This is a genomic window from Croceicoccus sp. (assembly GCF_983967925.1).
Genome location: NZ_CFETID010000002.1, coordinates 162,275 through 187,096, shown reverse-complemented (window position 1 = coordinate 187,096; position 24,822 = coordinate 162,275). Strand labels below are relative to the sequence as shown.

Here is a 24,822-nt window from a genome sequence, read left to right as displayed (position 1 = left end):
GATCAGGCGCGGCCGACGAAGTCCTCGCCCGCGTCGCGCTCGGCGCGGTTGGTGGAGGCGGCGGCGCCGATCTCGGACATGCCCAGCTTGGCGTGATATTCGGCCAGCTGGCGCAGCGCCATCTCCTGCGCCTCGCCCGTCAGCACCACGGCGGCGCTTTGCAGGAAGGCGCAGCGCAATTCGATGCGGCAGGCGGCGCTGTCGGTGATCTCGATCGCCCAGCGGCGATAGACGAGGAACTCGCTGACCACGTGCCGCTGCGCCAGCCTTTCCAGGTCGAGATCGGCGCGCGTATGCCCAGCCTCTATCTGCAGATCCAGCCAGTTGCGGAACCGGTTATAGGCGACCGAACGCAATTCGCGAACCTCGGCCGTCCGGGGGTTCAGCGCGAAGTTGAAGCCGATCGCGACCCGCGCATATTCGGTGTCGCGCTCCATCTCGCTGACCATCCAGTCCAGCTCGTCGAACACCACGTCCAGCGTATAGGTGCGGTTCTTGCGCGCGATCACGCTACGCACCTCGCGCATGCGGTCGGCGACGGTGGCGAAGATCACCCCGTCCTTGTCGGTGAACAGGCGATAGATCGTGCGCGGCGCCACCTCCGCCTCGCGGCACAGGCGGGCGATGGTCATGCCCTCGGCCCCCGCCTCGCCCAGCAGGCGGTGCGCGCAATCGATGATGCGTTGCCGCCGTTCGGCCATCGCGGGGCTGGTGTAGCGGCGCGGCACGCGGCGCGATGCACCGCTTCGCGTCACGTGAAGCTGTGTCTCGGCAGTCTCGACCGGTTCAGGCGTGATTTTGGCCATAAGCGAAAACCTTAGCGTTCTGCGGTTTTCGAAGGAAGCCGCCCAAGAAAAAAACATAAATGTTTGTTTTTCGCTTGGTAAAAATGATTATCCATGTTCTTTTGTCCTCATCGCCCAACGATGGCGATCACGAAACCGATTCGCAGTCAAAACAGCGAACGGAAACATGGAGAGGGAAAGCCGATGGGTGGATTCCGCCAACAGACGAGTTGCGCCTTGCGCTTGGCCATTGCAGGCCTGTTTTGTTCAGCCAGCACGACCGCGCTGGCCCAGACGGACGATGCGCCCCCGCCATCGCAGGACATGCCTGCGGATCCCGGCGCGCTCGACCCCGCTGCCCCCACCCCTTCCCCGACCGCACAACAGGGACAGGCCACGGGGCTGGAGGAAATCGTCGTCACCGCAAGGCGCGTGTCGGAATCGCTGCAGGAAACGCCCGTCGCGGTCACAGCTTTCACCTCGCAGGCGATCGACAACAAGTTCGCCGCCGACATCCGCGCACTGGCGGGCGATGTGCCCAACGTGGTCATCACCAATGTGCCCGGCTTCAACGCGGCCTCCATCGGCATTCGAGGCCAGTCGACTGGCGACATCATCCTGACCTTCGAACCCGCCGTGGGCGTGGTGGTCGACGATTTCGTGCTGGCCCACGTCCAGACCCAGCTGTTTGACCTGTTCGACGTCGAACGGATCGAGGTGCTGCGCGGACCGCAAGGCACATTGTTCGGCAAGAACACCGTGGGCGGCGTGGTCAATGTCATCACCAAGCGGCCTGAGACCACGCTCGGCGGGCAGATCCGGCTGGGCTATTCCAGCTTCGACACCAAGGACGTGAAGGCCTCGCTCAACCTGCCGATCACCGACGGGCTGTATTTCCGCTTCGCCGGTTCGTTCCAGGAAAGCGACGGCTATTACAAGCTCACCAAGAACAACGATGTCGACGAGCCGCAGGGCCGGCGTGCGACGGGCGAAAATTTCGGCGGCACCCGCTATTTCAACGCGCGGGCAAAGCTGCTCTGGGAAGCGACGCCCGATACCGAATTCATGCTGACCTATGAATTTCTGCGCGACCGCGGGGATTCGCCGCCGTCGGTCAATGAAACGCCGCCGGGTTTCCTGTTCGACGTCGTGGGCTTCGAAGGGATCCAGACCGACGGGACCGACCCGTTCGACACCGGCACCACGCTGTGCGAAGGCGACATCGACGCCGCGACCTGCCCCGGCACGCTGCTGGGCCACCGCATCGACGTCGACGGCGCCTATCTGCGCGGCGAGCATAACATGCCGGGGCTGGGTTCGATCACCGCGGTGGGCGGTTACCGCCGGGTGAAGTCGATCCTGCCGTCGGACTACACGGGCGAAAACGCCTATCTGTTCGTGTCCACCCGCAACGACGTGCGCGAGCAATACAGCTTTGAAACGCGCTTCAGCTCGGACTTCTCGGACCGGTTCAAGTTCACCGTCGGCGGCATGTACTGGGGCCAGACGCTCGATGCGCGGGCGACCAGCTTCCTCGGCTTCCTGCGTTTCCTGGGCGATCCGACCGCGCTGAGCGATCCCAACCAGTCCACCGCCGACTACAAGGTCGACAGCTATGCCGCGTTCGGCGAAGCGGAATACAACATCAGCGATCCCTTCGCCGTGTTCTTCGGGGCACGCTACACGGTCGAGGAAAAGAGCTTTTCCGTCCGCCCGCAGGTGCGCCGTTCGATCATCGAGACGGGGTTCTGGCCCGAATATTCGGATTCGGACAAGTTTGAAAAGCCGACCATCCGCGCCGGCTATCGCTGGGAAATATCGCCCAATATCAACAACTACTTCACCTATAGCCAGGGCTACAAGTCGGGCGGATACAACGAACAGGCGATGTCGGCGACCTCCGCCCTGCCGTTCGAGGAAGAGACCGCCGACAGCTTCGAACTGGGCTTCAAGACCGAGACGGCAGACCGGCGCGCGCGGCTGAACGTCGCGGGCTTCTATGTGAAGTACAACGACCTTCAGCGCGACGCGGTGGTGCCCTTCACCGATCCGATCACCGGCCTGCCGGGGCAGGAAACCCGCACCACCAACGCGGGCAAGGCCGAGGTTTACGGCCTTGAGGTCGAAGGCAGCGCCGTGCCGGTCGAGGGGCTGACGCTCGGTGCCTCGCTGGGCTGGCAAAAGGCCAAATATCTCGAATTCCTGACCGATATCGACGGCGACGGGACCAATGACGATGCATCGGGGCTTGGCCTGCGCAATGTGCCCGAATGGACCGTGGGCGGCACCGCGAGATATCAGTTCCCGCCGTTCGATTTCGGCGAGATCGATATCGGCGCCGACATCAACTACCAGTCGGAATTTGAATCGGTCACGCTGAACGCCCCCTTCACGCAGGGCCAGGCCCGCACGCTGGTCGGGGCGTCAATCAACTGGACCGATCCGTCCGGACTGCGCGTGTCGCTCTATGGCCGCAACCTGCTGGACGAGACCTATCGCGTCTCCGCCAATTCGGTCGCGGGCCTGTTCAACTTCACCAATTACGCCCCGCCCCGCTCTTACGGCGTGGAGCTTTGGATCAACTACTGACCGATGGCCTTGCGTCTCTCCCCCGGGCTGTCCGCTCTTCCTGCTCGTTCAGGGCCTTGTCGCCCTGGGCGGCAGGCGGTGCGGGCGGCCCACCCCATCGGGCACCATGTCGAACGCAAGGCTGATGCGTTCGCCCCCCCCGCTGAATGGCAGCGTGCCGTGCCACAGGAACGAGGGAAACAGGATCATGCGCCCGGCCCTTGGCCGGATCACGCGCGCGGTGCCGCCACCGCCCAGCTCTTCGGGCAGCGGACCGATGGCGAAGGCGCCTTCGTCGCTGTCGTCCGCCGTGATGGCGGCGGGGTAATAGACGCCCGACAGCCAGTTGGGGGCGTGGATATGCGGCTCCACCGCGCCGCCGGGGGTCAGCAGCGTGCCCCACAGGGTCAGGCTCCAGCCTTCGGGCCGTGCATCGGCAAAGGGATGCGCCGGACCCTCTCCGATCGCCTCTGCGTGTTCCGCCAGCGCGGTGCGGGCGATGTCAGCCAGAGCCGCAATGGCCGGGGTGTCCGCATCGGCCAGTTCGCCGCTCTGCCGCCCCTTGCGCGTGACGAGGCCTTCGGGTTCGAAGGTCAGCGAGGGATGCGCTCGCAACTCACCCTCGAGCGCGGCGCCGAACGCGTCCACCGTCGCGAAACCGGCAGGCGGCGTGATGTCGATGATGCGCACGAAACGCTCGATTTCGCACAATGCGTCCAGCGCAGCCCCCTCCCCCGCGCGGTCGAGCGCGGCGGCGAGATAGGCGAGCGGCGTGGTGCTGCCCGGCGCGGCGGCGAGCAAGCGGTCCGCGATGGGCGGCACCTCGTCCTCGCGCCCCAGTTTCAGCAGCAGGCGCATCAGATTGACGCCAACCGGATGGCTGGGCTGCCGGTCCAGCGCATCGCGCCAGATCGCGATGGCCCCCTCGTGCTCTCCCAAGGCCTCGCAGGCCATGCCCGCGACATTGGCGGCGCGCGGATGGCCGGGAACGGCATCCAGCACCGCCTGCGCCTCGCGCAGCGCCTCCCCCGCCCTTCCCAGCCGGTGCAGCGCATCGGCGCGATTGAGCCGCGCCTCGTGGAAAGCGGGCTTCAAAGCGAGCGCCGCATCATAGCGCCCCAGCGCTTCCCCATCGCGGCCGCAGCGCGCCAGCGCGACGCCGAGATTGTTTTGTGCGCCGGCGTCCTGCCCGGACAGCGCCACCGCGCGTTCGAGAACGCCCACCGCTTCCTCGGCCTGATCCGCCGCAATCAGGCAGGAGCCGAGATTGGCAAGGCCGGGCGCATGCTGCGGCCGTGCTGCGACCGCCTGCTGCAGCATGACAACGGCTTCGTCGTGCAGACCGCCCGCCTTCAAGGCCAGCCCCAGATTGACCGCGCGCGCCGGATTGGCCGGATCGGCGGCATGGGCGGCGCGCATCGCGGCGATCGCGTCCTGCACCGCGCCTCGGGCCTGCAGCGCCATGCCGCGCACCGTCAGCGCGTCGGGATCGCTGCCATCTCTCGCCAGCAGGCCGTCGGCCAGCGCCAGCGCCCTTGCGGTATCGCCGCCGCGCAGCGCCGCCACGGCATCGGCCAGTATTTCGCCTCTCACCGGCATGTTTTCACCATCGAAGGGATCTGCTTTTCATGATTGCCATACTCATGACCGTCCGCGTCAAGCCCGACAAGGCCGAACGCTTTGCCGAGCTGATAACGCAGCTGCGCAAGGATGTGCACGCCGGCGAACCCGATACGCTGGTGTTCCAGGTGCTGCGCGACCGCGACGATGCGAACCGCTTTCACTTCGTGGAAGTCTTCGCCGACGAAGCCGCGAAGGAACGGCATGCCAACATGCCCTACCACCTCGCCATGTCGGAGGAAGGCTGGGCCTGCCTCGACGGTGAGCCGGTGATCCGCGAATGCGAACCGCTCGGCAGCTTCGCCCGGATGGGAGAGATGCAATGACCGGCGCGCTCGACGGGCGGATCGCCCTTGTCACCGGATCGACCGGCGGGATCGGATCGGAAATCGCCCGCACGCTGGCAGGCGCGGGCGCGCATGTGATCGGCGCGGATATTCCGGAAAGCACCAGCGACGGCACCGGCGTTGCCGAATACCACCAGCTCGACGTTACCGACGAGGCCGCATGGTCGCGCGTGATCGGCGCGATCGAGGCGGAGCACGGCCAGCTGGACATCCTTGTCCACGTCGCGGGCATCGTGGTGGTCGAAAAGCTGGAGAATACCTCGCTCGCCGACTGGAAGAAGCAGATGGCGGTCAATGTCGAGGGGCCGTTCCTTGGCACCAAGATCGCCGCGCAGCTGATGAAGCGCAGCGGCGAGAAGCTGCCGCACGGCGCTGCCATCGTGAACATCGCCTCGGTCGCGGGGCTGATCGGGTCGCCGCTGCACACCGGCTATTGCGCGTCCAAGGCGGCGGTGACCATGCTGACCAAGGCGGCGGCGCTGGAGTTTTCGGCGCTCGGCTACAAGATCCGCGTCAATTCGGTGCATCCCAGCGGGGTCAACACCGGCATGGTCGACCACATCATGCAGCGCTTCGTCGACGAGGGCTTTGCCGAAAGCGTCGAGGCCGCGCGCGAGGGGCTGGCACCTGCCCACCCCATCGGCCGCCTGGCCGAGCCGGAGGATATTGCCAAGGCGGTGCGTTTCCTCGCCAGCGACGATGCGGGATACATGCACGGGTCGGCGATGGTGGTCGACGGCGGGTTCACCGCGCAATGAGCGGCGATGCGCCCTTTGCAGGCCGGACCGCCATCGTCACCGGGGGCACATCGGGTATCGGCGGCGCCGTCACACGCATGCTGCGCGAAGGCGGCGCCAAGGTGGCGGTTCTGTCCAACGAGAGCGAGGACAGCCTGCGAAGCGCGCAGGAGGCAGGCGAGATCGACGGTTTCGCCTGTCTCGACATCGCGGACAATGCGGCGGTCGAACGCGCGGTGGAAAGGCTGGCGGGCGAACTCGGCCCAGCCACGCTGCTCGTCAACAATGCGGCGGTGTGGCAGCCCAATCCGGTGCCCGAAAGCCCGGTGTCGCTGTTCGACCGGCATGTCGACGTGAACCTCAAAGGCAATTTCTATGTCGCCAATGCGGTGCTGCCCGCGATGATTGAGGCGGGCGAAGGTGCCATCGTCTTCGTCGGATCGGTCAGCGGCACCGCGGGGCGCGCGGGCGACAGCGCCTATAGCGCGTCGAAAGCGGGCGTCGCCATGCTGGCGCGCACTTTGGCCGCGGAACTGGGCGCCAAGGGCATCCGCATCAATTGCGTGTGCCCGGGTGCGGTCGCCACGCCGCTGACGGCGGGCCTGCGCACGCCCGAGGGCGAAAGTGCGATCGCCGCGCTGATGGACGGCCACCCCAGTCCGCGCCGCCAGTTCTTCATGGAACCCGAACAGATCGCCGACCTGATCCTCTTCCTCCTCGGCCCACATTCCAGCGCGCTGCACGGCGCGGTGATCGCCGCCGATGAGGGCCTGACCGCCACAATGTGATGCCCGCCACCATGTGACCGCCATTTTCGAAACAGGAGCGAAGACCATGAGCCAGAAGCACGATGCCGGTAAGCCCGGCGACCTGATCGTCAATATCAACGATACCGAACCGCTGATGCTGGGCACCGGGACCAGCATCCGCCTGCTGCGATACAGCGCGGAAACGGGCGACTGGGTGCTGTTCGTCGAAATGGAGCCGGGCGCGACATTCGCCCCGCACTGGCACCTTGGTCCGGGCGAATATTTCGTCACCAAGGGCGAGCTGATCTATGACGTCGGCTCCGCGCCGCAGGGCACATACGGCTACGAACCCATCGGTTCGCGTCACAGCGAGGCGCATTGCAAGGAACGCACCGAATATCTCTTCATGGGGCACGGCGCAGTCGCCTTCACCGGCGAGGAGGGCGAGATCCGCTTCGTCTTCAACCATGAATTCCTGCGCGACCTGTCCGAAGGAAAGATGACCAACGACATTTCGAACGAAGGGGCGGCCAAGGAGAAGGCGGCCCAAGGGGAAGCAGGCCGCGAAAGGGCGCCCGCATGACCGATGCCAACCCCCGCGTGGCGCGACTGCGCGCCAAGATGGCCGAGGAGGGCTTTGACGCGGTCGTCCTGACCCATCCGCACGATGTCCGCTATGCCACGGGCTATCACTCGATCCTCGAACGCTGGACCCAGCAGGAGCCGTTTGCGGGGGCAATCGTCTTCGCCGACGAGGCGAAGCCCGCGATATTGGTGATTCCGGAGGCCAATCTGGGCATCGTCGCGGTGCTGAACCGCGATACTCCCGCCTGCACCTTTGACGAGATCCGCACCTTCGACATGCTGAACTTCTGCGAGGTCAGCCGCTATGTCGATCCCGACCGCAAGGGCGGGCAACTGGCCGAGGACGCGATGGCGCTGGCAGGCGCGATCCGCGGCGAGTGCCAGAGCGACATCGTCGCCGCCATCGGCGCGGCGCTGGCCGATCACGGCATGGCGGGCACGCACATCGGTTTCGACAGCCACCGCATTTCGGCCGGGATCGCGGGGAAACTGCCGCATGAATTCGCCGATTGCCTCGACCTGATGATGCGGGTGCGCGTGGTGAAGACCGCGCAGGAGCTGGAAACCTATCGCAAGGTGGGTGTGATGGCCGACCGGGTGATCGCCCATGCCGGGTCGCTGCTGGGCCCCGGTGTCGACTGGAACGACGTGCAGGCAGGCATCTGCGACTTCATGGTTCGGGGTGGCGTGGTGCCGGTGGACGAAGGCGCGATGCTGTTCGGCGGCAGTTACGAGGATGACGAGTTCATCCCCGACCTGTTTCGCACCACCGGCAATCGCGCGCTGCGCGATGGCGATATCGTGATCCTCGAGACGCAGGGCGTGCTCGACGGGTTCTGGATCGACATCAACCGCACCGCCGTCGTCGGCCGCGCGAGCGAGGATTACCGCCGCCTGCACGACATATTGCGCGATGCCTTCCTGATGATGGTCGACCGGCTGCGCCCCGGCGTATCGACCAGCACGCTGTCGATGATCGGCTATGAACATCTGAAGTCCAAGGGCGTCGCCGCGCCTGAAAAGCTGCTGGTGGTGGCGCATGGCATCGGGTTGATGCCGCTGGAGATCCCCCTCCCCTTCCCTGCCGCGGGCCTGTCGGGCGTCAAGCAGGGCTTCGTGATGGAGGAGGACATGCTGGTCAGCCTAGACAGCCTGTTCTTCGGCGCGAAGCTGGGGCCCTGCCACATGGAGAATGTCTATGCGGTCACCGCCGGCGCGCCCGAGCCGATGTACGCCACCCCCCTGCAATTGATCGAGACTGCAAGAGAGCCCGAAGCGGCACTCGGCTGACCCACGAGAGGATTATTCATGGACGAGACGCAATCGAACAGCCGTAAGCTTGAAAAATACCGGCGCATGCAACGCATCCGGCAATTCGAGGATCTGGCGGAGTCAATTCATGCGCAGGGCGAGATTCCCGGTGCGCTCCACACCTATGCGGGGATGGAGGCCTCGGGCGTGGGTTCCTGCATGGCGCTGCGCGATGACGACTATATGGTCGGCAACCATCGCAGCCACGGCCATCCCATCGCCAAGGGCGCAAGCTTGCGTCCGCTCATGGCCGAACTGCTGGGCAAGGCATCGGGCGTCTGCAAGGGCAAGGGCGGATCGATGCACCTGTCCGATTTCTCCATCGGCAGTCTGGGCGAGACGAGCATCGTCGGATCGGGCGTGCCGGTCGCGGCAGGCGCGGCGCTGGGCGCGAAGCTGAAGAAGACCGGGCAGGTGGCGCTGTGTTTCTTTGGCGACGGCGCGACCAGCGAGGGCGCCGCGCATGAAGGGATGAATCTGGCCGCCGCATGGTGCCTTCCCGCCGTCTTCGTGTGCGAAAACAACCTCTATGGCATGTCCACGCCGGTCGCGGACGCGGTGCCGGTCAAGGATCTGGCCGACCGCGCCAAGGCGTATGCGATGAAGTCGATCATCGTGGACGGACAGGACGTGGACGCGGTCGAGAAAGCCGTGACCGAGGCGGTCGACCATGCGCGATCGGGCAAGGGCCCGGTGTTCGTCGAGACCAAGACCTATCGCTATGGCGATCACGCGGTGAACATGGGCCGCAACCTCACGCCCCGGCAGGGTGAGGAGGAACAATGGAAGGCCCGCGACCCGCTGGTGATCTATCGCCAGAGGCTTGAGGAAGAAGGCGTCGATCCCGCCGTCCTAGACACAATCGAGAGCGAGACCGCCGACGAGGTCGCCGACGCGATCAAATATGCGCGCGATGCCGACTATCCCCAGGCGGAGGAAGCGTTCGATGACGTGTTCACCGACCGCCTGCCCGTCCCCGACCATCTGACCGCCTGACGCGGCCCCTAATCAGTGGAGCGAAAACCCATGGCAAAAGCCACATTCCTGGAAGCCATCAGACAGGCGCAGCATGAAGAACTGGAACGCGACGAAAGCGTGTTCATGATGGGCGAGGACATTCGCTGCAATGTCTTTGGCACCACCACCGATTTCGTCGAGCAATTCGGCAAGGAGCGCATTCTCGACACGCCGATATCCGAAAACGGCTTTATCGGCGCGGGCGCGGGCGCGGCAATGGTCGGCATGCGGCCGATCATCGACGCGACGATCTCGTCCTTCCTCTATCCCGCGATGGACCAGATCTGCTCGATCATCGCCAAGTCGCGTTACATCTATGGCGGTCAGGCCCGGCTGCCGCTCGTGATCCGGTCGTGCATGTTCTACGGCAACTCGAATGCTGCGCAGCATTCGGATCGGCCCTATGCAATGTTCATGAACATGCCGGGGCTCAAGATTATCGCGCCGGCCACCGCCTATGACATGAAAGGTCTGCTGAAAGCCGCGATCCGCAGCGACGATCCGGTGCTGTGTTTCGAAGACAGCACCTGCTGGATGTCGAAATCCGAACTGCCCGACGATCCGGACTTCATCATCCCGCTGGGCAAGGGCGACATCAAGCGCGAAGGCAGCGACATAACCGTCGTGGCGGTTGCAGGCGCGGTGCCGATCGCGCTGAAGGCGGCGGCTCAGCTGGAGAAGGAAGGCATTTCGCTGGAAGTGGTCGATCCGCGCACGCTGGTGCCGCTGGACCGCGAGCTGATCCTGCAATCGGTGCGCAAGACGGGCCGAGCGATCTGCGTCGATCCCGCACACATGACGTGCAGCGCGGCGAGCGAGATTTCCGCCCATATCGCCGAGAATGCGTTCGACGCGCTGAAAGGCCCCGTGCTGCGTGTCACCACGCCAGATACGCATCTGCCGTTCAGCCCGCCGATCGAAAAGCCGCTCTATCCCAGCGTGGAGCGCGTCGTCGGGGCTGCACGCCGTCTGATGAATGCGCAACAGCCGGTCGAGGCCTGAGGGAGACATGTCATGGCAGATATCGATGTCATCCTGCCACAGTTCGGCATGGGCATGCAGGACGCCGAGATCGTGCGCTGGCTGAAGCAGCCCGGCGATACCGTCACCGAGGGCGAACCGCTCGTGGAGATCGAGGCGGCAAAGACGACGGTCGAGGTCCCCTCCCCCGCAAGCGGCACGCTAAAGGAGATCCTGGCTCAGCCGGAGGACACGGTTGAAGTGCGCGCGAAGATCGCGGTCATCAGCGCTTAAGGCGTATAGCAAGGTCAGATCGGAGGCGGGTTGGCGGGTGTAGAGAGCCACCGTCACCCTGTGTCCGATCGGCTTGCAGCTACCCAAGACGTTTTCTCTGTCGCCTGTTCATCAAGTGGGCGTTCGGGGATGGCAGCAACGGAATTTGTCTAAAGCCTTTATATTCGGCAACCTATTGATATTGTAGGATTAATCTTGCCTTTATTGGTAAGAATATTCTGCGTGGTGTTACGGGTCGGAACTATAAAGCCATCGTGGCCTCGGCAACGTCGGGTTTGATCAGCTATCATTTGACTTTAGGCCTGTTACCTTGGGCTTAGCTGTCGTGCGTCCTAAGCTTCCCTAGACGCTTGCACGGGCCAAAAGCGTGAGATCCCTACTCTCTTGCCATCTGTGGCGCTTTTGAGGCCTCACCTGGCCTCTAAGCCCTGCTTTGCGTATCATTTCCCGGTAACATCGCTAGCAGCTCGGCGAGATCCAAAACGTCAGCGTATTTGGCATGCATATCGAACAGATTGGCTTCATGTGCATTAGGATTGCGATCGCCCACTGCCTGCCGAGGTACGAAGACGGGATAATCGTGCTGCAATCCATCGACGACGCTAGCCCTGACGCAGCCTGAGGTCGTCAACCCCGTCACGACCACGGAATCGGCGCCGCGTCGATCTAGCCATGTCGCCAAGTCGGTCCCGAAAAACGCCGATGCACCTTTTTTCTCAGTTATGTACTCGCCGGCCAAAGGTTCGAGTGCGCGATCGACTTTCACCCATTCGCTGTCTGGCTGCAAAACCTCAAGCGCAGGAACTCTGTTGCGAAACGCCCTGCCCTCACTTTCGCAGCGGAAGATCACGGTTGTATATACTATGGGCAGCGAGCGGGCCCTGAAAGCTGTCAGCAACATCCGGTTGGCCTCGACGACGCTAGCGGCGTCTGTGCCGAGCGGGCACGCTGGATCCGTGAAGGCGTTGATCATATCAACAATCAGTAAGGCGGGAGTTTGCCCCATATTCATCGGCTTGCGTTCCAGATCCATCATTAGCTCCCGGTGGGGGTGTCGTCACACATGCATCAGCACCCCTCGATACTGGCTAGGGTGCTCATGACAAGTGAGCGTCTTGAAGCGGGTTCGAGCGATTGTATCAACTCTCGCCTATTTGGAATTCTGGGGCCTACGGCTAGTTTCCTAATTCCAAAAGATATTTGTAAATTCACTTTGTTAGATGGGTTTAGGTCTAGTTTGAAAGGTTAAGTGGGTCCCCTCTCGCTGCGACTCGTGGATTCTACGCGAGTCGCTGCGGGCGCGCGTTCCCATAAGTTCGTTGATGCGTTCCTGATAGGTCGACGCGCTGTTCCTGAAAGGTCGGTTAAGTGTTCCCGAAAGGTCGAGGTGTGTTCCCAATGTGTCGAAGATCTGGCCATTCGAACATTTTGGGTCGATCGTTTGAATCAAACTATGGGGAGCAGCGGCTGAAGTCGTTCAATTATTTCGTAGCCACTACGCAATCGCGGGGGCGATACGGAGAGACACGACACTTCGGGAACAGGCGAGGCTGGCGCGGATGAGGCTGGGCATTTCATCGCAACGGGGTGGAAGTGGCGCGCTGGAGGGCACGAGGCCGGGTCCAGACCGTTCAGGCGCGAAGCTGGTGACGGTTCTTTGCGTGGTGCCGCTTTACCCAGCCGATAAAGGCCTTCTGCCAATTGGCAGGCAGGCGTTCCGGCTTGCTGCCGACCCAATTTTCGAATTCGGCATGAAGCGCATAGAGGTCCCACCCCGGGCAGGTCTCACGCAAATGCTCAATTGTCTCCGAGGTCATGAAGCCCCGTGTGGCGGCATCGGTCATGCCTGCCAGCGTCGAGCGGACGAGCGAGGCGACATCGACGGTGTCGTCGGTGGCGGAATCTTTTTTGGGTACAATCGAGGTAGCGGTTGGCTCACGCGGATCGGCTGGCTGTGACACGGGCTTTTCTGCCGCAGGCGATTGTTTCCCCGGGGAAACGCCTTCTGGGGCGTCGGGGAGGCGTGATGTCTTGGCGCCATCCTTCCCGTCGATCCTGCGCATGCGGACAAGGGGGTCCCCTCCCCTGCCCTGCTCCAGAGACAAGCCGTACCCGGGCAGGGCGTTCTTCTCCACCAGCTTGAGCATTTCGAACTTGAAACGCCGATACTGCCCCTCGGCGCCGGATTTCTCGAACAGCGTGGGCATGGCGATGGCGAAACCCCCCTCCCCTGCCCCGCCGGCGTGCTTGCGCGCTACGCGGTAAAGCCACCGCTCTCGCCCGCCGGTGATGTCGAAATAGGCCGGATCGATGGACAGCACGCCGCCTTCCATCATAACGCCTTCGTAGAACCAGTTCGACAGTTCCAGTGTCATGCCCATGGAGCGTTCAGTCTTTTCGTCGACGATCTGGGTCCAGCCGTCGAGCCATGTGAACGTCGCCTCGCGCCTGCTTTCGGCACGGATATTCGTTTTGATCGTCGTGGCGACGAGCCGGTCCAGCGCCTGCGCGAGCAATTCATAGGCGCGCCCGGTGGTGGGCCGGCCGATCGAGCGCAGGATGTCATAGGGCATGACATGCAAAGTCCGCGGTATGTCGTTGACGCCCCGGCGCTTCATGTCGGCCATCTGGCTGGCGCAATAGATCAGTATGTCCGCATCCCAGATCGTCGCCATGCCGTATTTGGCATTGGGGCTGACATTGACCCACAGCTTGCCGTCGGGGCTGGTATAATCGATCGGCTTGATGCGCTTGGTCTTCGACAGCGAGAAGAAGGGGCGCTCCATCATCTCGCGCTGATCGCGCAGCGGCAGGTCGCTGAGGTAGGGCAGGAAGAGATCGAATTGATCGGGTGCGGTCTTGCGCTTGGCCCGGGTCATCCCGCTGCCTTTCGTTTCCCCGAGGAAACGCGTCGGGCAGGGTCTGATGTTTCCCTAGGGAAACATCCGGAAATCACGCTGCGCATTCGGGTTAGGGCAGGGGAGGCCTTGCTGGCCGGTGCGATCACGGCTGCAGCCCCCGACCTTCGTCCTCAAGCCTGTCCAGCGCGCTGCGCACGGCATCCATGATGTCTTCGTCGCTGGCGCCGGTGCCCGAATGCAACTGGATCGTCACGCCCTGGCGGGTCGACGACTTTACGGTAACAAGAGGACGCCCGCCGCAGCGTATCACCATGGGAGCGGTCTTTGTCCGTTCGCTTCCCGCCTCCATGAGGCGCCGAAGGACGTCCTGTGCGGGAAGGGGCTCGCGCCCCCGGTCCCGCCGCGACGATTGTTCGCGGGCCAGCGCTCGTGCCTCGTTACGGATCGCCTTCGAGCGTCCGGCATCGTCCATGGCCTGCGCCAGCGGGTAGGCGGGCTTGAGCTGAACATCGGCGGGGGAGGCGAATGCCTCGATGATGTCATCGGGCAAGGAGGCGACCTTCAGCATCTTGGAAAGCCAGCCCTTCGACAGCTTCAGCCGCTCGGCCATCCGAGTCATGTGGTTGCCGTAATGGGTCTTGAGCGCCGCGGCATAATTGCGCGCGCGTTCGAGGTCGGACACGTCCTTGCGCGCCCGGTTTTCGATATCCGCAAGGCGAAAGGCCGCTTCGTCGTCGAGATCCACGACCTGCGCCAGAAAGCGCATGTCCGGATAGGAATGCGCACGCAGCCAGCTGATCGACCAGTGACGTCGGGTGCCGGCGATGACCTCGTAGTCATGGTCGGGATCGTCCTGAATCCGGCGGACGACGGCAGGAACCTTTTGTCCACCCTCGGAAATCAGCGAATCGATCAGCTCGCGGCAGTTTTCTTCGGTCAGGTGTTCATAGGAGCGCGCATTCCCGGCCCATGGCCGTACGCGTGCCGGGTCGAGCTGCATCTGCGTGACCTGCTTCACGTCGCCGCTCGCGACGCGAGCCAGAGCGCTCTCGCGGCCAAGCAAGGTCATCGAACCGCGGCGCGAAGATCGCGGCGCGTCCGGCGCGTCACCTGAAGGCGGGACAGGGGAGGGCGCTTTGTCCCGCGTTCCCGAAGTGTCGACGTTCGGCGCGGCAGATGCGGCGCCGTCTTCTTCGTCATCCCCCAGCAGATCGGCCAGATATTCGCTTTGCTTGCGTGCCATCATGCGTCCTTTCGCGGTCGACGCGGCGCGCTACGGCCGGTGCGGGGCGGTAGGAAAATAAAATCATGACCTTGAGCCGGGAAAGGGCAGGCCGCTGCAATCTTGGGCGAGGCGGGTGCATCAGGCAGCATTGACGATGGCCTCCTCGCTTGCGGGCTCGGCAACGCCCCAACCGCGGCGTACCAGCGCCTCGACCTGACCCATCGCCTCGTCGAGATTGGCGCGGCAGCGCTTGTGCGTGCGCGGCGTGCCGATGGGCTTTTCCAGCTCGTACACCGTCATCATGCGAAGGGCCGCGTGGCTGATTTCCGCGCTTTCCAGGATTGGCACGGGCAGAAGCGCCGGGCCAAAGCTCTGCTCCATGATCTGCCGCACCATCGCATGGCTGGGATCGTTTGAGTCGAACTTCGAACAAATCAGCCGGACGAAATCATATTCGACATGGATTCCGGCGTCCTGAAGCTGACCCGTCACCTGCTCCATCATCGACAGGAACTGCACGGTGGAGCAGAAATCGGGAGTCGTCGCGGCCAGCGGCACAAGCAGCGCATTCGCTGCCTGCATCACCGCAAGGCTGATCGTGCCAAGTGCCGGGGGAGGATCGAGCAGGACGATATCATACCCCTGCGCAATATCCATAAGTCCTTGTTTCAGCTTGCGAAAACGGCTTGCCAGAACCGATCCCCCGTCCGCACCGCCTGCCGCCAGTTCGTATTCCACGTCGAACAGTTCGAGGTTGGACGGAATGAGATCGACATTGGGCCAAGGCGTTTCCTGTACCGCGTAATGCAGGCTCGACTGGGTCGGCTCGATCGAGAGATAGGGATAGAGCGTCTGTTCGCGCGTTACGTTGAAATGGGGATTGAAGCCGAACAGGGTGGTCGTCGTCGCCTGGCTGTCGCAATCGACAACCAGCACGCGGTAGCCCTGAACCGCGAAATAGTGCGCCAGATGGGTCGTGACCGTCGACTTGCCGACGCCGCCCTTGAAGTTCTGCACCGCGATCATGGCCGGCACATCCAGCGGCGCACGCCGCGGCGATGCGTCGAGAACGTCGCGCATCTTCAGCAATTCCTCGATCGTATAGCCGGGACGCCGCCCGTTCTCGGTCGGGGGAGGGGGCGGTAGTCGCCCGTCATCCTCGGCCATGCGAATGCGATTGGTGCTGCATCCCAGCAGGGCAGCCGCCTCGGCAATGCCGTATCGCACCGAAAGCCCCTTGCGCGCTTCGGGCAAGAAGGCTTTCTTGCGCAGGCGCTCGATCATGCGTTCGCCGGCCTGGGCCAGTTCGGAAATTCGGTCGACCTCTGAATGCATTTCGCGCCTCGCCTTGCGATTGAAGCTTTTCAGCGGGATCGTGCGGGAAACTAATTCAATGCGCAAACCGGGATTGGGTTTATCCACATGCGGAGGCCTTAGTTGCGCGCCCATGGCTTCGTCCCGCACTTCATTCCTCATAGCAGGTATTGCAATGCATTCGCATTAGCGCTAGCCGCCACCGCAATTCCACGGGAGGACCCATGCGCATTTCGACGTTTTTCGCCCTCAATGTCGCGGCTGCTGCCATCGCCGCGTCGAACCTCGCCCATGCACAGACTGCGGAAGGGCAGGGGAGTGAGCCCGAAAGCGAGGGCGATATCGTCGTGTCGGCCGCCCGCACGCAGCTGCCCGTCAGTGCTCTCCCGCTGACCATCGATGTCATCGACACGGCCGCGCTCGACCGGCAGATCGTCATTTCGGGTTCGACCGTCGAGGCCGTGTCGGCGCTGCTCCCGTCGTTTTCGCCGACCCGGCAAAAGCTTAGCGGGGCGGGGGAGAGCCTGCGGGGCCGTTCACCGCTATATGCGATCAACGGAATTCCGCAGTCGACGCCCGTACGCGACGGTTCACGCGACGGTTATACGATAGACCCGTTCTTCATCGACCGGGTGGAGGTCATTTATGGCTCCAACGCGCTGCAGGGCATTGGCGCGACGGGGGGCGTGGTGAACCAGGTCACCGCCTCCGCTCCAACATCCGATGGGGTGACCGTCCGCACCTTGCTGCAGGGCACCGCCGCCGATGGTTTCGACGGCGAGGCGCTGGGCGGCAAGGCCGCAGCGCTGGCGGGATGGCGGGCGGGGGCCTTCGATGCTTCGGTCGGCGGCGCGTTCGAAAGGCGGGGCGCGTTCATCGACGGGCGCGGCAATCGGATCGGCGTCGATGGCACGCAGGGCGAGATACAGGACAGCGACAGCTGGTCGGTGTTCGGCCGCTTCGGCTATCAGTTCACGCCCGATGCGCGGTTCGAACTGGTCGCCAACCATTTCGAGCTGGAAGGCAACGGCAATTATGTCATCGTCCCAGGCGACCGCGATACCGATAGCCCGGCCACCAGCGTGAAGGGCGTTTCGCCCGGCGATCAGCCTTCCAACCGGGCGGACACGCTGTCGGCTTCCTTCACCCATGACGATCTGGCAGGCGGGGCGCTGACGCTGCAGGGCTTCTACAACCGTACCCGCGATGTGTTCGGCGGAGGTGTATTCGGCACGTTTCAGGACCCTTCCATCGACCCGACCGGCCAGCTGTTCGACCAGTCCGCCAACAAGTCGCGCAAGCTGGGCGGCAAGGTCAGCTATGAGCGCGCCATTCCGGGCTATGAGGACCTTGTTTTGACCGTCGGCTTCGACGCGCTGTTCGACACGACCGAGCAGATCCTGAAGCAGACCGGACGCGCCTGGGTGCCGGAAACCGAATTCCGCAGCCTTGCGCCCTTTGCGCAGGCGAACTGGGCGCTTTTCGATGGCGTTCTTCGCCTTGCGGGCGGGCTGCGGCACGAGGACGTCAAGCTGACTGTCGACGATTACACGACGCTGGCGTCCTATGGCGGCAATCTGGTGCGCGGGGGCAGCCCGTCGTTCAGCGACACGCTGCTGAACGGCGGCGTCATTGTCGAGCCGGTCAAGGGCGTGCGCGCCTATGGCAGCTATGCCGAGGGCTATACCATCGCCGATGTCGGCCGCATCCTGCGCGGCATCAGCGAGGAGGGCGTCGACATCGACAATTACCTCTCGCTCGAACCCGTGATCTCGAACAATCGCGAACTGGGTGTCGAGGTCGAGAGGGGGCCGATGACCGCCAGCGCCAGCTATTTCTGGTCGTCGAGCGATCTCGGCTCGCTGCTGGTGCTCAATCCCGACGGCATTTTCGAGGTCGTGCGCGCGCCGATCTCGATCGAGGGGCTGGAATTGTCGATCGGCATGGAAACACCCGTGCCAGGCCTGTCTCTTTCCGCCGGTTACAGCCATCTGATGGGCCAGACCGACAGCGATGGCGACGGGGAGGTGGATATCGACCTCGACGGCGGCAATATCTCGCCCGACAGGCTGAACCTTGCTGCCGATTACGCCAGCGGACGGTTCAGCGCACGCGCACAGGCACGCTTTTACCTGTCGCGCAGCTTTGAGGGGCAGCCTTACGAGGCCGCGTTCGAAGGATACACGCTGCTGGACGCCTATGTCGGCTATCGCACCGACTTCGGTGTGGTTTCGCTGGGAATGCAGAATGCGCTCGACGAATATTACCTGACTTACGACAGCGACACGGTGCGCGTGACCGACGACAGCCGCTATTTCGCGGGCAGGGGCCGTACCATGACCCTATCGCTGCAGAGCGAGTTCTGAGGAGCGCGGGGGCGATGAACGCGCTGATCTGGCTGCACCGGTGGGTGGGGGCGGTGCTGGGCATCGTCCTTGTCGTGCTGGCGCTGTCGGGCACGGCGCTGTTGTGGGAAGATGCGTGGATCGGCGTACCAGGAGCGGATGACGCGCCCGCCAGCGATGTCGCCGCGCTGGCGCGCGTCGTCGATGCTGCGCAAGCCCATGCACCCGGCCTGTCGCGCGTCACTTTCGCGGGCGAGGGGATGGGGCTGCACCACGCGGCCTATGAGGGCGGCGGCGGGGCCTATATCGACGGGTCCGGCATCATCGCCGAACAGTGGCAGACGATCTGGGAGAGGCCCGAATTGTGGCTGTTCGACCTGCACCATTATCTGCTGGCAGGCGATACGGGCGAAGTGATCGTGGGCGCCGCAGGACTGGCGGGCCTTTTCTTCGTGATATCGGGCGCGATCATCTGGTGGCGAACGCGCCGAACCTTCGCCTTTCGGCTGTGGCCGCGCCGCCTGACGCGCAGCGCGATCGTGCGGCAGCACCGCGATCTTGGCATCATGGTCGCGCCGGTGCTGGCCCTGCTGTTCCTGACCGGTGCGGCCATGGTGTTCGAGCCTGTGCGCAATGCGATCACCGCGCCCTTTCCTGAAAAGCCCGCTGCTTCCGATACGCCGTCCGCTCACATCAATCCGCGCAACCCCGCCGCGCTGCTGCGCCAAGGTCGGCGGATCTTTCCCGATGCCGAGTTTCGCCGCCTGCAGTTTTCGGACGACAGTCTGACACTGCGCATGCGGCAGGATTTCGAATGGACGCCCAACGGCCGCAGCTATCTGCGCGAGGAGGGCGGGGCGGTCACCGTCGACGCGCCCAATGGCACGCTGGACAAGCAGACGGTGTCGGAAAAGTTCTATCCGCTGCATTCCGGCAAAGTTGGCGGACTGCTTTGGAGGCTGGTGCTGACCTTCGGTGGATTGTCGCTCGCCATGCTGGGCGCGCTGACCGTGTGGAGCTTCTGGAGGGCGCAGGCTAGGACGGGGACACAGGCCGCGACGTTCAGAGTGCAAGCCGAACGAGGCCGGTAGGCGCGTCCCTCTCTCGAGTTTCCGTCCAAGCGGGGTGGTTTCGGCCATGGAGGCTTGACGGTCCCGCCGGCCATATATCTGATGTCCACTGGTGACACTTTGCCGAGGGCAGCGCCACGGCCAACAGAGAGCCGTAGCCTGCGATAACGGGCAGAAAAGCCCGGTAAACAGCCATTCAGCGCCTTACATGCCGAGACTCTTGTCTCGAACGGCCAAATTGGAGCTCGCCGCTCCGGGCAAAGTGTCACGCATGACAAAAGGGTCTTCCCGGCGAATCTCCGGCGACGAGGGGGATTCACAAGCGATTCGCGTCGTGGCAGATTCACCTTATGTACACGCCCGAACACACCGCCCGGCCCGCCGATCTGGGTTCGATCCTGAACGCGCTTGCGCAGAACTCGCGGCGCCCGCGCTATGCGTTCATGGTGCTGGGGCTGATTGCAGAGGCGGCGCGATCCGACGGGCGGGCGGGGCCGTGGGTTGCCGGACCCGATGGCGTCCGCCAGCCCTTGCGCGAATGGGTGGCGGGCCAGCTCGTCCCGCTGGCCGCGCGCGATCATCGCCGCGCCGCGATGCGCCGCAAGGTGGAACAGCGCCTCGGCCCCAGGGCCTGCGACACGGCGCTGGTCGATGCCGCGCTGGAGGAGGAGGCGCTGACCGTCGGCAAGGCCAATGTCAGCCGGGCCGTTTCGGACCTGGTAAAGGCAGGCTTCGTGCGCCGCCATTACGCGGGGCGGGTGAAGGACCACTGCAATCGCGGTGGCGGGCGGCATGCGGTCTATATCGTCGCGCCTCAGGTCTTGAACGCGATCCGGTCACGGCCCACTCTGGTCTGACCCGTTCCATAAGGGCTGATGCGGGAACGCAGGCGGCATTCGGCGGTAGGGAAGGCAAGCCGACATTTTCCCGGAGCAGACATGACCTATCAGGCTTTCCTCAGGCAGCAGTGCTACATCGACGGCCAGTGGTGTGATGCCGATGGCGGCGCGGCCATTGATGTAACCGATCCGGGCACCGGCAAGGTCATGGGCACCGTGCCGAAGATGGGTGCGGACGAGACGCGCCGCGCGATCGAGGCTGCGCACAAGGCGCTACCCGGCTGGCGCGCGAAGACGGCGGGCGAGCGCTCGAAGCTGCTGCGGCGCCTGTTCGACCTGATGATGCAGCACAAGGACGATCTGGGCGAGCTGCTGTCGCGCGAACAGGGCAAGCCGCTCGCTGAGGGGCGCGGAGAGATCGCCTATGGCGCGGGCTTTATTGAATGGTTTGCCGAGGAAGCGAAGCGCGCCTATGGCGATGTCATCCCGCCGCATGCCGCCGACCGCCGCATCGTGGTGGTGAAGCAGCCGGTAGGCGTGGTCGGTGCGATCACGCCCTGGAACTTTCCCAATGCCATGATCACGCGCAAGCTTGGCCCCGCGCTGGCGGCGGGCTGCACCATCGTGATCAAGCCTGCGTCGGCCACGCCGTTTTCGGCGCTGGCGATCGCCGCGCTGTGTGAAGAGGCGGCCATTCCGGCGGGCGTCGTCAATGTCGTGACGGGCAGTGCGGGCGCCATCGGCGGCGAGCTGACCGCGAACCCCAAGGTCCGCAAGATTACCTTCACCGGTTCGACCGAGATCGGACGGCAATTGCTGGCCGCGTCCGCCGACACAGTGAAGAAGGTCAGCATGGAACTGGGCGGCAATGCGCCCTTCCTGGTATTCGACGACGCCGATATCGATGCCGCGGTCGAGGGAGCGCTGATCTCGAAATTCCGCAATGGTGGGCAGACATGCGTTTGCACGAACCGGTTCTATGTTCAGGCGGGTATATATGACGAGTTCGCCGAAAAGCTGGCGAAGCGGGTCTCGGCCATGAAGGTGGGCTATGGCCTCGACGACGGTACTGACATCGGCCCGCTGATCGACGAGGCGGCGGTTGAGAAGGTCGAGGAACATCTGAAGGACGCGAAGGACGGCGGCGCGAAAGTCCTGACCGGCGGCGGGCGCAGCGATCTGAGCGGCACGTTCTTCAAGCCAACCGTGCTGGGCGACGTGAAACACGACATGCTGCTTGCCCGCGAAGAGACTTTCGGGCCGGTCGCAGGCCTCATCCGCTTTGAGGACGAGGACAAAGCGCTACGCATGGCGAACGATACCGAGTTCGGGCTCGCCAGCTATTTCTATGCGCGCGACATGTCCCGCATCTGGCGCGTGGCCGAAGCGTTGGAAGCGGGCATGGTCGGGATCAACACCGGCCTGATCTCAACCGAGGTCGCGCCGTTTGGCGGCATCAAGCAATCAGGCCTTGGCCGCGAGGGTTCGCACTACGGCCTCGCTGATTATCTCGAGATCAAATATATGTGCCTCGGCGTGTGACGCGGCATCATCCGCCCGACAGCCTCTTGGTCATGGCGCGAACGCGGAACGCCACGAAGGCGAGCAGCAGCCCGCGGAAGATCAGGCCCAGGCCGACAAGCCATGCCAGCGCAAGGATCTGCGCTCCGACCGGCATCAGGAAGGCGATGTAAAGGCCCAGCAAAAGGTCGATCGCGCCCATGATAAACAGCAATGCGCGATCCTCGTCCGCCTTGAACCCGTGATAGAGTTCGACCACGCCGTTCACGATGAAGAAAATCCCCGCCGCCCAGATCAGGCTGGCCGCACTGAGCACCGGCATGGCAAGGAAGATGAACGCGCCGACCAGCGCGAGCGCGCCGAACAGGAAATCGACCAGTTTCGACTGCCAGCCGAAATCGCGAAAGCCGGCCACGATGGAAACGATGCCCGCAATGCCGAGCATCAGCCCAAACAGCACGCCAATCGCCATATTGGTGCCGACCGGGTTGAACATGGCAATGGCGCCGATGATGATCAGCAGGATGCCATAGGCCAGTATCCATCCCCACGCCCGCCGCATTCGGGGAAATTCCGTACCGATCGCCGCACCTTGCGGACGTCCGTGAACTGCATTCATGCTGCTGCCTCCGATCCATCGGGTTCCGTCGCGCCGCGGCCCGCTAAGACTGCGGCAGAATTCGGGTTGGAGCAAGCAGGCAGGAGACCGGGAAGCCCGGCTTGAATGCACGGGCTTCATGGTCTATATTCGAACCGAATAAGGACCATGTATATGAATATTCAAGACCGCGTCAAACCCATCAGCTTTCTGAAAGCGCATAGCGCCGATGTCATCCGCGAACTGGGGGAGGGGGCGTCGCCGCTGATCGTCACCCAGAACGGCGAGGCAAAGGCGGTGCTGCAGGATATCGGCAGCTATGAACAGACGCAGGAAGCGCTGGCGCTGCTCAAGCTGATCGCGCTTGGCCGCGACGACATGGCGGCGGGCCGGACCGCGCCGGTGGCGGGGCTGGCGGACAGGATCCGCGCGCGCGGCTGATTGCCGGGCGGGCCGTCCATGGTGAACCAGACAATCGACGTGCGCCTGTCGATCGGGGCAGAGCGCGACCTGTCCGGCATCTATCGCCGCCGCCTTGCGCAGCGCGGCGGGGACGGGGCGGACGCATTGCTGGACGATCTGGTCGCGGCGATCGAGAGTCTTGCCAGCCATCCCGCCAAGGGGCCGGTCGTGCCCGAGCTGGACGCGCTGGGCATTCACGAGTTTCGCCAATTGTCGCGTGCGCCCTTCCGCATCATCTATCTGGCGGAGAAGATGCGCGTTACCGTGCTGGTCGTCGCCGACAGTCGCCGCGACTTCCGCACATTGCTGGGCGAGCGCCTGTTGGGCAGCTAGCTCTGAGCCGCTCGTTCCGAACAGATTTCAAGAAAGTAGCGACATGACCATCCGGCCTTTTCACCTTGCCTTTCCCGTTCACGACCTCGACACCGCGCGGGCCTTTTGGGGAGAAATGATGGGCTGCCCTGAGGGGCGCAGCTCGGACGAATGGATCGATTTCGACTTCTTTGGTCACCAGATCGTCGCCCACAAGGTGGATGCGGCGAGGGGCGATGCAGGCGGCAATCCGGTGGATGGTCATGACGTGCCGGTGCCCCATTTCGGGGTGATCCTGACGATGGAGGACTGGCAGGAGCTGGCGGATCGGCTGACCGCCCGAGGCATGACATTCGACATCGAACCGCATGTCCGCTTCAAGGGCCAGCCCGGCGAACAGGCCACGATGTTCTTTCGCGATCCCAGCGGCAATGCGATCGAGATGAAGGCGTTCGAAAGCCTGGACAGCCTGTTCGCGCGCTAGCCCGGTCCGCCGCGCTTATCGCTTGGCCGGCTTGTCTTCCACGGCGCGCCCGACGACCTTGCCGTCCTTATTGTCGGTCTTTTCGCGCGACCGGCTTTCCTTTGGCCCGGTGCGTTCGGGTTCGATCGGGGTGTTCGATTTCGTCAGCGTGACGTCGCGCGAGTCTTCGGGTTCATATTCGCCCATGGTGAGTTCCTTTCATGAAGGGGTGTAATTGACCGACGCGCCGAGCGGCGATGCGTTCCCCGAAAGGCGCGCGCCCCGAAAGCGGCTCGGGGGCAATGGGAATGCCGTAAGCTGCCTGATCCTGCGCCGAACCCGGATTTCGGGGAGCTTTGCCACAATTGGCGCATTGGTTTGGGTGAACTCTGGCACAGCAGGAGGAAACACCCATGGATCAAGAAATCGAATGCCGCATTCGCGAACGCGCCTATGAAATCTGGGAAGAGGAAGGCCGGCCGCACGGACGTGAAGCGCAGCACTGGCAGCAAGCGGCCAGCGAGATGGCCGATGCGCAGCGCGAAAGCCGCGAGACCGGCAAGCCTGCTCGCAAGACGACGACGCAAAATGCCAGCCGCACGAAAAGCGCGGAGGGAAAAACCGCGTCGAACAAATCGGCCAGCGGCGATCGGGCTGGAAAGAAGCCCGCTAAAGCCAGCCCCGAAAAAGGCGCGGGCCAGACAAGAACAGGAATTCGCAAGCCGCGAACCGGCAAGACGTCCTCGTCCTGAACACTCGGACAATTCGGAACGATGCGGTGGTGGAGGGATTGAGAACATGTGTTCAACTCTCTCGCCGGAGCAAGCCCTTGTCCCAAC

General features: G+C 63.8%; 25 protein-coding genes. 17 read left to right on the top strand and 8 right to left on the bottom strand.

Annotated elements, in window-relative coordinates; all coding sequences use genetic code 11:
* Nucleotides 1–2: 2 nt before the first annotated feature.
* Nucleotides 3–806, bottom strand: a complete 804-nt coding sequence (locus AC4FIJ_RS02110; RefSeq protein ID WP_446155729.1) for a TetR/AcrR family transcriptional regulator — start codon at nt 804–806, stop codon at nt 3–5.
* Nucleotides 807–989: 183 nt separating this feature from the next.
* On the opposite strand from AC4FIJ_RS02110, the gene AC4FIJ_RS02105 reads away from it, so the two are divergent.
* The gene (locus AC4FIJ_RS02105) at nt 990–3,374 is read left to right on the top strand and encodes a TonB-dependent receptor (protein WP_490335081.1); all 2,385 of its coding nucleotides are present in this window, start codon (nt 990–992) and stop codon (nt 3,372–3,374) included.
* Between the two features lie 48 nt (nt 3,375–3,422).
* Here AC4FIJ_RS02105 and AC4FIJ_RS02100 read toward each other — a convergent pair whose 3' ends face one another.
* Nucleotides 3,423–4,952, bottom strand: coding sequence for a putative 2OG-Fe(II) oxygenase (locus AC4FIJ_RS02100; protein ID WP_490335080.1), 1,530 nt, complete (start codon nt 4,950–4,952; stop codon nt 3,423–3,425).
* 29 nt (nt 4,953–4,981) lie between these two features.
* Between AC4FIJ_RS02100 and AC4FIJ_RS02095 the strand changes: the two genes are divergently transcribed.
* The 8 genes from AC4FIJ_RS02095 to AC4FIJ_RS02060 are packed head-to-tail and all read left to right on the top strand — an operon-like array spanning nt 4,982 to nt 10,973.
* Entirely contained in the window at nt 4,982–5,299 is a 318-nt protein-coding gene (locus AC4FIJ_RS02095; protein WP_490335079.1) for a putative quinol monooxygenase, read from the top strand.
* Nucleotides 5,296–6,078, top strand: coding sequence for an SDR family NAD(P)-dependent oxidoreductase (locus tag AC4FIJ_RS02090; protein WP_490335078.1), 783 nt, complete (start codon nt 5,296–5,298; stop codon nt 6,076–6,078). Before AC4FIJ_RS02095 ends, AC4FIJ_RS02090 begins: the two co-directional genes overlap by 4 nt.
* Entirely contained in the window at nt 6,075–6,845 is a 771-nt protein-coding gene (locus tag AC4FIJ_RS02085) for an SDR family NAD(P)-dependent oxidoreductase (RefSeq protein WP_490335077.1), read from the top strand. Before AC4FIJ_RS02090 ends, AC4FIJ_RS02085 begins: the two co-directional genes overlap by 4 nt.
* Before the next feature lie 46 nt (nt 6,846–6,891).
* Nucleotides 6,892–7,389 carry a cupin domain-containing protein gene (locus AC4FIJ_RS02080; protein ID WP_490335076.1) on the top strand — a complete coding sequence of 166 codons (498 nt, stop codon included), beginning with the start codon at nt 6,892–6,894 and terminating at the stop codon, nt 7,387–7,389.
* Complete coding sequence (locus AC4FIJ_RS02075; protein WP_490335075.1) at nt 7,386–8,681, top strand: M24 family metallopeptidase; 1,296 nt, start codon at nt 7,386–7,388, stop codon at nt 8,679–8,681. Before AC4FIJ_RS02080 ends, AC4FIJ_RS02075 begins: the two co-directional genes overlap by 4 nt.
* 18 nt (nt 8,682–8,699) lie before the next feature.
* Nucleotides 8,700–9,698 (top strand): thiamine pyrophosphate-dependent dehydrogenase E1 component subunit alpha, encoded by a 999-nt coding sequence (locus AC4FIJ_RS02070; RefSeq protein ID WP_490335074.1) that lies wholly within the window; start codon nt 8,700–8,702, stop codon nt 9,696–9,698.
* Between the two features lie 30 nt (nt 9,699–9,728).
* Complete coding sequence (locus tag AC4FIJ_RS02065; RefSeq protein ID WP_490335073.1) at nt 9,729–10,721, top strand: alpha-ketoacid dehydrogenase subunit beta; 993 nt, start codon at nt 9,729–9,731, stop codon at nt 10,719–10,721.
* A gap of 12 nt (nt 10,722–10,733) precedes the next feature.
* Nucleotides 10,734–10,973, top strand: coding sequence for a lipoyl domain-containing protein (locus tag AC4FIJ_RS02060; protein ID WP_490335072.1), 240 nt, complete (start codon nt 10,734–10,736; stop codon nt 10,971–10,973).
* Nucleotides 10,974–11,394: 421 nt separating this feature from the next.
* On the opposite strand, the gene AC4FIJ_RS02055 is transcribed toward AC4FIJ_RS02060, so the two are convergent.
* The 4 genes from AC4FIJ_RS02055 to AC4FIJ_RS02040 all read right to left on the bottom strand — a co-directional run bounded on the left by AC4FIJ_RS02055 (nt 11,395) and on the right by AC4FIJ_RS02040 (nt 16,394).
* The gene (locus AC4FIJ_RS02055; RefSeq protein WP_490335071.1) at nt 11,395–12,006 is read right to left on the bottom strand and encodes an isochorismatase family protein; all 612 of its coding nucleotides are present in this window, start codon (nt 12,004–12,006) and stop codon (nt 11,395–11,397) included.
* A gap of 598 nt (nt 12,007–12,604) precedes the next feature.
* Entirely contained in the window at nt 12,605–13,852 is a 1,248-nt protein-coding gene (locus AC4FIJ_RS02050) for a replication initiator protein A (protein WP_490335070.1), read from the bottom strand.
* Nucleotides 13,853–13,976: 124 nt separating this feature from the next.
* On the bottom strand, nt 13,977–15,077 hold the full coding sequence (locus AC4FIJ_RS02045) for a ParB/RepB/Spo0J family partition protein (protein ID WP_490335069.1): 1,101 nt from the start codon (nt 15,075–15,077) through the stop codon (nt 13,977–13,979).
* A 120-nt stretch (nt 15,078–15,197) separates the two neighbouring features.
* Nucleotides 15,198–16,394 (bottom strand): AAA family ATPase, encoded by a 1,197-nt coding sequence (locus AC4FIJ_RS02040; protein WP_490335068.1) that lies wholly within the window; start codon nt 16,392–16,394, stop codon nt 15,198–15,200.
* A 203-nt stretch (nt 16,395–16,597) separates the two neighbouring features.
* Here AC4FIJ_RS02040 and AC4FIJ_RS02035 point away from each other — a divergent pair, with 203 nt between their 5' ends.
* The 4 genes from AC4FIJ_RS02035 (at nt 16,598) to AC4FIJ_RS02020 (ending at nt 22,169) form a co-directional block, all read left to right on the top strand.
* The gene (locus tag AC4FIJ_RS02035) at nt 16,598–18,739 is read left to right on the top strand and encodes a TonB-dependent receptor (RefSeq protein ID WP_490335067.1); all 2,142 of its coding nucleotides are present in this window, start codon (nt 16,598–16,600) and stop codon (nt 18,737–18,739) included.
* Nucleotides 18,740–18,753: 14 nt separating this feature from the next.
* Nucleotides 18,754–19,809: a PepSY-associated TM helix domain-containing protein gene (locus tag AC4FIJ_RS02030; RefSeq protein WP_490335066.1), complete on the top strand. Its 1,056-nt coding sequence runs from the start codon at nt 18,754–18,756 to the stop codon at nt 19,807–19,809.
* 329 nt (nt 19,810–20,138) lie between these two features.
* Nucleotides 20,139–20,645, top strand: a complete 507-nt coding sequence (locus AC4FIJ_RS02025; protein WP_490335065.1) for a hypothetical protein — start codon at nt 20,139–20,141, stop codon at nt 20,643–20,645.
* Between the two features lie 81 nt (nt 20,646–20,726).
* Nucleotides 20,727–22,169 carry an NAD-dependent succinate-semialdehyde dehydrogenase gene (locus AC4FIJ_RS02020; RefSeq protein ID WP_490335064.1) on the top strand — a complete coding sequence of 481 codons (1,443 nt, stop codon included), beginning with the start codon at nt 20,727–20,729 and terminating at the stop codon, nt 22,167–22,169.
* A 7-nt stretch (nt 22,170–22,176) separates the two neighbouring features.
* On the opposite strand, the gene AC4FIJ_RS02015 is transcribed toward AC4FIJ_RS02020, so the two are convergent.
* Nucleotides 22,177–22,767, bottom strand: a complete 591-nt coding sequence (locus tag AC4FIJ_RS02015) for an HdeD family acid-resistance protein (protein WP_490335063.1) — start codon at nt 22,765–22,767, stop codon at nt 22,177–22,179.
* Nucleotides 22,768–22,920: 153 nt separating this feature from the next.
* On the opposite strand from AC4FIJ_RS02015, the gene AC4FIJ_RS02010 reads away from it, so the two are divergent.
* From AC4FIJ_RS02010 to AC4FIJ_RS02000, 3 genes are read left to right on the top strand one after another with little or no spacing between them, the layout of a single operon-like run.
* Nucleotides 22,921–23,187, top strand: coding sequence for a type II toxin-antitoxin system Phd/YefM family antitoxin (locus AC4FIJ_RS02010; RefSeq protein WP_490335062.1), 267 nt, complete (start codon nt 22,921–22,923; stop codon nt 23,185–23,187).
* An 18-nt stretch (nt 23,188–23,205) separates the two neighbouring features.
* Nucleotides 23,206–23,541, top strand: a complete 336-nt coding sequence (locus tag AC4FIJ_RS02005) for a type II toxin-antitoxin system RelE/ParE family toxin (protein ID WP_490335061.1) — start codon at nt 23,206–23,208, stop codon at nt 23,539–23,541.
* A gap of 43 nt (nt 23,542–23,584) precedes the next feature.
* Nucleotides 23,585–24,004 (top strand): VOC family protein, encoded by a 420-nt coding sequence (locus AC4FIJ_RS02000; RefSeq protein WP_490335060.1) that lies wholly within the window; start codon nt 23,585–23,587, stop codon nt 24,002–24,004.
* Nucleotides 24,005–24,019: 15 nt separating this feature from the next.
* Here the strand turns inward: AC4FIJ_RS02000 and AC4FIJ_RS01995 are convergent, their stop codons facing one another.
* Nucleotides 24,020–24,190 carry a hypothetical protein gene (locus AC4FIJ_RS01995; RefSeq protein ID WP_490335059.1) on the bottom strand — a complete coding sequence of 57 codons (171 nt, stop codon included), beginning with the start codon at nt 24,188–24,190 and terminating at the stop codon, nt 24,020–24,022.
* Between the two features lie 206 nt (nt 24,191–24,396).
* On the opposite strand from AC4FIJ_RS01995, the gene AC4FIJ_RS01990 reads away from it, so the two are divergent.
* Nucleotides 24,397–24,735: a DUF2934 domain-containing protein gene (locus tag AC4FIJ_RS01990; RefSeq protein ID WP_490335058.1), complete on the top strand. Its 339-nt coding sequence runs from the start codon at nt 24,397–24,399 to the stop codon at nt 24,733–24,735.
* The last annotated feature ends 87 nt before the right edge of the window (nt 24,736–24,822 follow it).

Excerpts from the sequence above, each read along its gene's own strand:
- AC4FIJ_RS02100 (WP_490335080.1), bottom strand. The coding sequence starts at position 4,952 with ATGCCGGTGAGAGGCGAAATACTGGCCGATGCCGTGGCGGCGCTGCGC.
- AC4FIJ_RS02020 (WP_490335064.1), top strand. The coding sequence starts at position 20,727 with ATGACCTATCAGGCTTTCCTCAGGCAGCAGTGCTACATCGACGGCCAG.
- AC4FIJ_RS02025 (WP_490335065.1), top strand. The coding sequence starts at position 20,139 with ATGTACACGCCCGAACACACCGCCCGGCCCGCCGATCTGGGTTCGATC.
- AC4FIJ_RS02000 (WP_490335060.1), top strand. The coding sequence starts at position 23,585 with ATGACCATCCGGCCTTTTCACCTTGCCTTTCCCGTTCACGACCTCGAC.
- AC4FIJ_RS02085 (WP_490335077.1), top strand. The coding sequence starts at position 6,075 with ATGAGCGGCGATGCGCCCTTTGCAGGCCGGACCGCCATCGTCACCGGG.
- AC4FIJ_RS02070 (WP_490335074.1), top strand. The coding sequence starts at position 8,700 with ATGGACGAGACGCAATCGAACAGCCGTAAGCTTGAAAAATACCGGCGC.
- AC4FIJ_RS02035 (WP_490335067.1), top strand. The coding sequence starts at position 16,598 with ATGCGCATTTCGACGTTTTTCGCCCTCAATGTCGCGGCTGCTGCCATC.
- AC4FIJ_RS02075 (WP_490335075.1), top strand. The coding sequence starts at position 7,386 with ATGACCGATGCCAACCCCCGCGTGGCGCGACTGCGCGCCAAGATGGCC.
- AC4FIJ_RS02015 (WP_490335063.1), bottom strand. The coding sequence starts at position 22,767 with ATGAATGCAGTTCACGGACGTCCGCAAGGTGCGGCGATCGGTACGGAA.
- AC4FIJ_RS02005 (WP_490335061.1), top strand. The coding sequence starts at position 23,206 with ATGGTGAACCAGACAATCGACGTGCGCCTGTCGATCGGGGCAGAGCGC.
- AC4FIJ_RS01995 (WP_490335059.1), bottom strand. The coding sequence starts at position 24,190 with ATGGGCGAATATGAACCCGAAGACTCGCGCGACGTCACGCTGACGAAA.
- AC4FIJ_RS02055 (WP_490335071.1), bottom strand. The coding sequence starts at position 12,006 with ATGGATCTGGAACGCAAGCCGATGAATATGGGGCAAACTCCCGCCTTA.
- AC4FIJ_RS02045 (WP_490335069.1), bottom strand. The coding sequence starts at position 15,077 with ATGGCACGCAAGCAAAGCGAATATCTGGCCGATCTGCTGGGGGATGAC.
- AC4FIJ_RS02110 (WP_446155729.1), bottom strand. The coding sequence starts at position 806 with ATGGCCAAAATCACGCCTGAACCGGTCGAGACTGCCGAGACACAGCTT.
- AC4FIJ_RS02060 (WP_490335072.1), top strand. The coding sequence starts at position 10,734 with ATGGCAGATATCGATGTCATCCTGCCACAGTTCGGCATGGGCATGCAG.
- AC4FIJ_RS02030 (WP_490335066.1), top strand. The coding sequence starts at position 18,754 with ATGAACGCGCTGATCTGGCTGCACCGGTGGGTGGGGGCGGTGCTGGGC.
- AC4FIJ_RS02090 (WP_490335078.1), top strand. The coding sequence starts at position 5,296 with ATGACCGGCGCGCTCGACGGGCGGATCGCCCTTGTCACCGGATCGACC.
- AC4FIJ_RS01990 (WP_490335058.1), top strand. The coding sequence starts at position 24,397 with ATGGATCAAGAAATCGAATGCCGCATTCGCGAACGCGCCTATGAAATC.
- AC4FIJ_RS02065 (WP_490335073.1), top strand. The coding sequence starts at position 9,729 with ATGGCAAAAGCCACATTCCTGGAAGCCATCAGACAGGCGCAGCATGAA.
- AC4FIJ_RS02095 (WP_490335079.1), top strand. The coding sequence starts at position 4,982 with ATGATTGCCATACTCATGACCGTCCGCGTCAAGCCCGACAAGGCCGAA.
- AC4FIJ_RS02040 (WP_490335068.1), bottom strand. The coding sequence starts at position 16,394 with ATGCATTCAGAGGTCGACCGAATTTCCGAACTGGCCCAGGCCGGCGAA.
- AC4FIJ_RS02050 (WP_490335070.1), bottom strand. The coding sequence starts at position 13,852 with ATGACCCGGGCCAAGCGCAAGACCGCACCCGATCAATTCGATCTCTTC.
- AC4FIJ_RS02080 (WP_490335076.1), top strand. The coding sequence starts at position 6,892 with ATGAGCCAGAAGCACGATGCCGGTAAGCCCGGCGACCTGATCGTCAAT.
- AC4FIJ_RS02010 (WP_490335062.1), top strand. The coding sequence starts at position 22,921 with ATGAATATTCAAGACCGCGTCAAACCCATCAGCTTTCTGAAAGCGCAT.
- AC4FIJ_RS02105 (WP_490335081.1), top strand. The coding sequence starts at position 990 with ATGGGTGGATTCCGCCAACAGACGAGTTGCGCCTTGCGCTTGGCCATT.